General features: G+C 66.0%; 4 protein-coding genes. 1 reads left to right on the top strand and 3 read right to left on the bottom strand.

The window, feature by feature from the left end; genetic code table 11:
- Window positions 1–317 precede the first annotated feature (317 nt).
- From VW23_RS08075 to wecB, 3 genes are read right to left on the bottom strand one after another with little or no spacing between them, the layout of a single operon-like run.
- Window positions 318–1,124, bottom strand: a complete 807-nt coding sequence (locus VW23_RS08075) for a WecB/TagA/CpsF family glycosyltransferase (protein WP_069909068.1) — start codon at window positions 1,122–1,124, stop codon at window positions 318–320.
- Entirely contained in the window at window positions 1,121–2,482 is a 1,362-nt protein-coding gene (wecC, locus tag VW23_RS08070; RefSeq protein WP_069909067.1) for a UDP-N-acetyl-D-mannosamine dehydrogenase, read from the bottom strand. Before wecC ends, VW23_RS08075 begins: the two co-directional genes overlap by 4 nt.
- Window positions 2,475–3,629 (bottom strand): non-hydrolyzing UDP-N-acetylglucosamine 2-epimerase, encoded by a 1,155-nt coding sequence (gene wecB / locus VW23_RS08065; protein WP_069909066.1) that lies wholly within the window; start codon window positions 3,627–3,629, stop codon window positions 2,475–2,477. The genes wecC and wecB overlap by 8 nt, the downstream gene beginning before the upstream one ends.
- A 254-nt stretch (window positions 3,630–3,883) precedes the next feature.
- On the opposite strand from wecB, the gene VW23_RS08060 reads away from it, so the two are divergent.
- Window positions 3,884–5,284, top strand: a complete 1,401-nt coding sequence (locus tag VW23_RS08060; RefSeq protein WP_069909065.1) for a glucosamine inositolphosphorylceramide transferase family protein — start codon at window positions 3,884–3,886, stop codon at window positions 5,282–5,284.
- Window positions 5,285–5,326 lie beyond the last annotated feature (42 nt).

The raw sequence follows: 5,326 nt of genomic DNA, 5'->3' as shown, positions 1-5,326 counted from the left end.
CCCCAAGGAGACACGGGCGCTGGCGGGCAAGGTTCGGGCGAAGCTGGGGATGGCTTAGCGGGGCACTGAGGCCTCAAGGACGGCGGAGCCACAAGTAATCGCCGACTGCCGACAGACGGCCCCCTCCCATCCTCCCCCATGAAGGGGGAGGTGCCCCGCCGGTGCGTATGGCACGATCGAGACAGAGCCTCGACTCTTCACCTCCCCCTTCATGGGGGAGGCCGGGAGGGGGCCGTCTCTATCAGTCATCCCCCCAAAACAGCAGAAAGGCCCGCCGCTTCTCGCGGCAGGCCTTCGCTCCCCCAAGACGCCGTGCCTTACGCCGAACGCCGCCTTTGCCGCAGTTCGCGCCACAGCAAACCCACATAGGCCGCGTTGGTCTCGAAGTACCGCCGCCACAGCCGGCGCGGTTCCTGCACCACGCGGAACAGCCATTCGAAGCCGAGCTTCTGCACCAGCACCGGGGCGCGGGCGACTTTGCCGCCATAGACGTCAAAACTGCCGCCGACGCCCATGACGAAGTTCGGGGTCAGCACGTCGCGATATTGCTTCAGGAACCGTTCCTTGCGCGGTGTCGGCATGGCGACGAACAGGCAATCGGCCTTGCTGGCATTGATCGCCTCGACCACTGCGGCTTCGTCCTCGGGCTTGAAATAGCCGTCATGCATGCCGGCGACCACCAGGTCGGGATAGTCCTTGGCGAGCTGCAGGTCGACCGCCTGCAGCACATGCTGTTCGGCGCCAAGCAGATAGGGCCGGTAGCCGTTTTTGGCACAGAGCGCGAAGAGGTTGGTCATGATGTCGACGCCGGCCACCCGCTCGGGCACCGCGACGCCGCAGAGCCGGGCGCCCCAGACGACGCCGGCGCCATCGACATTGATCAGGTCGGCGCTGGCGACATCTTCGCGCAGCTCCGCATTGTTCTTCATGGTCACGAGCTTGGCCACATTGACCACGGTGTGGTGCAGCGGCCGGCGGTTGGCCATCGCCTCGTTGGCGAGGGCCAGGGTCTCGGGCATGGTCAGCACATGGATGGGCGAGCCGAGGAATTCCCGGCGCCGTTCGGCGAGCAGTTGGTGCTCGCGCCAGGCCGTACTGGCGTTGCTTCTGGGATCGGTGCTCATGCGGCGCGGTCCGTGGCGCGGCGGAGCGGGAAGCCGCGCTGGCGCTCGTCGCGGGCTTTCTTGCCCTCGATCCGCGCATCGGGCTTTTTCGCCTTGCGCCAGGTCCAGAGGCCGCGGGTGTCGATCAGCTCCTTGTCCTTGAGCGCCTCGGGGTCGATCAGCCCAAACTGGCGGTGGTCGACCAGCAGCACCACGATATCGGCCCGGTCGATGGCGCTCAGCGCATCGGTGAAGATGATGCCCTTGCCCTCGAGCTCACGCGGCAGCGCCCCGATATGCGGTTCGGCGGCGATCAGCTTGATGTTGGGCACATCGGCCAGGAGTTTGACCACCTCGACCGCCGGGCTCTCGCGCACGTCGTCGATATTGGGTTTGAAGCTGAGGCCGAGGCAGGCAACCGTCTGTTGCCTGGTCGGATCGAGCACCGCTTCGATATCGCGGACCACGGCGAAGGGCCGGTCGGAATTGATGCGGCGGGCCGAGCTCATCAGGCGGGTGCTGTTGGGCGCGGCATCGATGATGAAATAGGGGTCGACCGCGATGCAGTGGCCGCCGACGCCGGGGCCGGGCTGCAGGATGCTGACGCGCGGGTGGCGGTTGGCCAGCTCGATCACTTCCCAGACGTTGAGGCTAAGGTCCTGGCACACCGCCGCCAGCTCGTTGGCGAAGGCGATGTTGACGTCGCGGAAGGCGTTCTCGGTCAGCTTCACCAGTTCGGCGCTTTCGGCCGAGGTGATGAACAGGTCGCCGGCAACGAAGCTCGAATAGAGCTCGACCGCACGCGCCGAGGAGCGCTTCGACAACCCGCCGATCGAGCGGTCGTTGTTGATCAGCTCGGTCAACACCTTGCCGGGCAGCACGCGCTCGGGGCTATAGGCCACCAGCACGTCGGCCGCCTCGCCATGCTCGGGCGGGAAGGTCAGGTCGGGGCGGAGCTCGGCCAGCAGTGCGGTCATCTTGCGGGTGGTGCCGACCGGTGAGGTCGATTCCAGCACCACCAGGTCGCCGGCCTTGAGCACGGGGGCGATCGATTGCGCCGCCGACAGCACGTAGCTGATGTCGGGCTTGTGCTCCTCGGTGATCGGGGTGGGCACGGCGATGACGAAGGCATCGGCCGGCTGCGGGGTGGTCGCGGCGCGGAGCTGGCCGTTGGCCACCACCTTCTGGATCAGCCCGTCGAGATCGGGCTCGACGATGTGGATCTCGCCGCGGTTGACCTTTTCGACCACCGACGGGTTGACGTCGATGCCGATCACCTCGAGCCCGCGGCTGGCGAACACCGCGCAGGTCGGCAGGCCGATATAGCCCATGCCAATGACGGAAACGGTCCTGATGGCAGTAACAGTGGTCTCAGACATGCCGCGATAGCTCCTCGACGATCCGGGCACTGGCCCGACCGTCGCCATAGGGGTTGTGCGTTTCAGCCATGCCGCGATAGGCGGCCGGGTCGTCCAGCAGACGAGTGGCGTTGGTAACAATCTGTTCGATGTCGGTGCCGACGAGGCGCGCCGTCCCAGCGGCCACCCCCTCGGGACGTTCGGTATTCTCGCGCATGACCAGCACGGGCTTGCCGAGCGACGGCGCTTCTTCCTGCACGCCGCCGCTATCGGTCAGCACCAGGTAGCTTTGCTTCTGCAGATAGAGGAACGGCAGGTAATCCTGCGGATCGATCAGGTGGACATTGGGCACCCCGCCCAGCGCCGCATTGACCACGCCGCGCACGTTCGGGTTGGGATGTACGGGGTAGACGATCTGCACGTCGCCGCGCGTCGCCAGCACTTTCAGCGCAGTGCAGATGCGCTCGATGCCGCCATCGAAATTCTCGCGCCGATGGCCGGTTACGAGGATCAGCTTCTTTGTTGAATCAAGAAACGGGAAGCGCGCCGCGAGTTCGGCGCGCATCGGCTGGTTGGCGTCCATGGCGCCGGAAAAGTGCAGCAGCGTATCGATCACCGTATTGCCGGTGACGAAGATCTTCCCCGGGTCCTTGCCCTCGGCGATCAGATTCTCTCGCGCTTCGGCCGTGGGGGCGAAGTGCCAGGTGGCGATATTGCCGGCGATCAGCCGGTTGAGCTCCTCGGGGAAGGGGCTGTCGATATTGTGGCTGCGGAGCCCCGCCTCGATATGCGCCACCGGGATGCGCTTATAGAAGGCGGCCAGCGCCGCGGTCATGGCGGTGGTGGTGTCGCCCTGCACCATGACGATGTCGGGCTTGGCCTTGTCGAGCACCTCGGCCATGCCCAACAGCACCTTCGAGGTCACGTCGAACAGCGTCTGGCCCGGCGACATGACGTTGAGATCGTAATCCACCGGCATGCCGGTGAGCGCGATCACCTGGTCGACCATTTCGCGGTGCTGGGCGGTGACGCAGATCTGGGTGTCGAAATGCGGGCTCTGTAGCGCGGCCTGCGCCACCGGGAAGCATTTCAGCGCTTCGGGCCGCGTGCCGAACACGATCAGCAGCCGCTGCCGCCGCGGACGTTCAGGATGGGAGTGGAAATTCATGCCGCACCGCACTACGAAATGATCGCGTCTCATCTACGCGTTGATGCTCCAGCACATACTCCCGACTCTGCCCTCTGGTCGCCTTAACTCTTAAGCTATGATTAATACCAAAAAGGCGTTTACCGAGATGCGTTTCGACGTTTGTACACCGCGATGCTGTGCGCTACAGGCCGCGTCCAAGGCGGAATGGCGGCAGTAGCAATTTGATTACAATTTTAATCATTGTTGAGACTTCCATCACGCGTACCTGGCAGGTGGACTTATTTGAACGCCTGAGCGCCGCCGGGCATCGCATCGCAGTGCAGCAGGTAGCGACGACCGGCAAACGATCGGCGCAGCTCGAGCTGATCGAGCGGCTCGAGGCAGCGCGGGCACCGCGCTCCCTGATGCGACCGGCCACACCACTGGCCGAGGTGGCCGGGCGAAGTAACCCCGATCTCACCATCGATCTCACCGGCCGCAGCGCGCATGGCCATGCGCCGGTGTTGACGGTGGATTTCGATGGCCAGCGCCAGCTCGCGGCCGGCCTTGCCGCCATGCTCGCCGGCGGTATGCGCCCCCGGCTCACGGCGCGGCTCAACGGCGTTGCCGTCGCCGAGGCGCTGCCGATGCTGGGCGATCGGGTCTGGCTCAGCCGTGCCGCTTCCGAGCTTCTCGCCAGCACGGTGACGCTGATCGAAATGTGTGTCACCCGCTTTGCCGCCGGCAGGCTGTTGCCGATGGCGACGCCGACGCCGCCGGCGCCGCAGCGCCATGGCCAGGATCTGATCTGGCGCTACCTGCCGCATCTGTTGGCCGGCCTCGGCCGGCGGGCACTTGGCCGTCTCATCAGCAGCCGCCCGTTCTACTGGCGCACCGCGCATCGGCTGATCGAGGGCCCTGGCATTGCCGATACCGGGGATATTAGCGGTCCGCCGTTCATCGAGCTCATCGATGACGGGAAGCGCTTCTACGCCGATCCGTTCGTCTTCGAATGGCAGGACCGGCTCTATCTGTTCGTCGAGGAATACCCTTACGCGCTCGGCCGCGGCATCATTTCGGTGGCCGAGTGCCGCCCCGATGGCAGCATGGAGACACCGCGCCCGGTGCTGGAGGCGGCGCACCACCTGAGCTACCCGCAGGTCTTCGCCCATGATGGCGAGGTCTACATGATCCCCGAGTCGAGCGGTGGCAATGAGCTGGTGCTCTACCGGGCCGAGCATTTCCCGCATGCCTGGGTGCGGGAGGCAGTGGTGGTTCAAGGCAAGAAGCTCAACGACATGACGCTCCTGATCCGCGACGATCGCTTCTGGCTGTTCGGCACCGAGCAGCGAGGAGGGGGCAGTGCGTCCGACACCATGGTGGTCTATGCCGCCAAGGCGCTGGCCGGGCCCTGGTCGCCACACCCGATGAACCCGATCCTGATCGATCGCCGCGCCGCCCGCCCGGGCGGGCCGTTTATCGTCACCCCCGACGGCCGGACGCTGCTGCCACTGCAGGATGGCACCGAGGTTTACGGCGGCGGCCTCGGCATTGCCGAGCTCACGGTGCTCAGCGACGACGACGTGCAGTTCGGCCCGGTGCAGCCGGTGCTCCCCGGCGAGGCCTGGGCCCGCAAGGGCATCCACACGCTATCGCGGTCGGGCCGGCTGGAAGTGGTCGACAGCTGCGGCTGAGGCATCGGCCTCTCCGTGATCCTCCCCCGCGTGGCGGGGGAG

This window comes from Devosia insulae DS-56 (assembly GCF_000970465.2).
Classification (GTDB): Bacteria; Pseudomonadota; Alphaproteobacteria; order Rhizobiales; family Devosiaceae; genus Devosia_A; species Devosia_A insulae.
The sequence above is the reverse complement of the archived record's forward strand: the minus strand, read 5'-3'. Positions and strand labels throughout refer to the sequence as shown.

Excerpts from the sequence above, each read along its gene's own strand:
- VW23_RS08075 (WP_069909068.1), bottom strand. The coding sequence starts at position 1,124 with ATGAGCACCGATCCCAGAAGCAACGCCAGTACGGCCTGGCGCGAGCAC.
- wecB (WP_069909066.1), bottom strand. The coding sequence starts at position 3,629 with ATGAATTTCCACTCCCATCCTGAACGTCCGCGGCGGCAGCGGCTGCTG.
- wecC (WP_069909067.1), bottom strand. The coding sequence starts at position 2,482 with ATGTCTGAGACCACTGTTACTGCCATCAGGACCGTTTCCGTCATTGGC.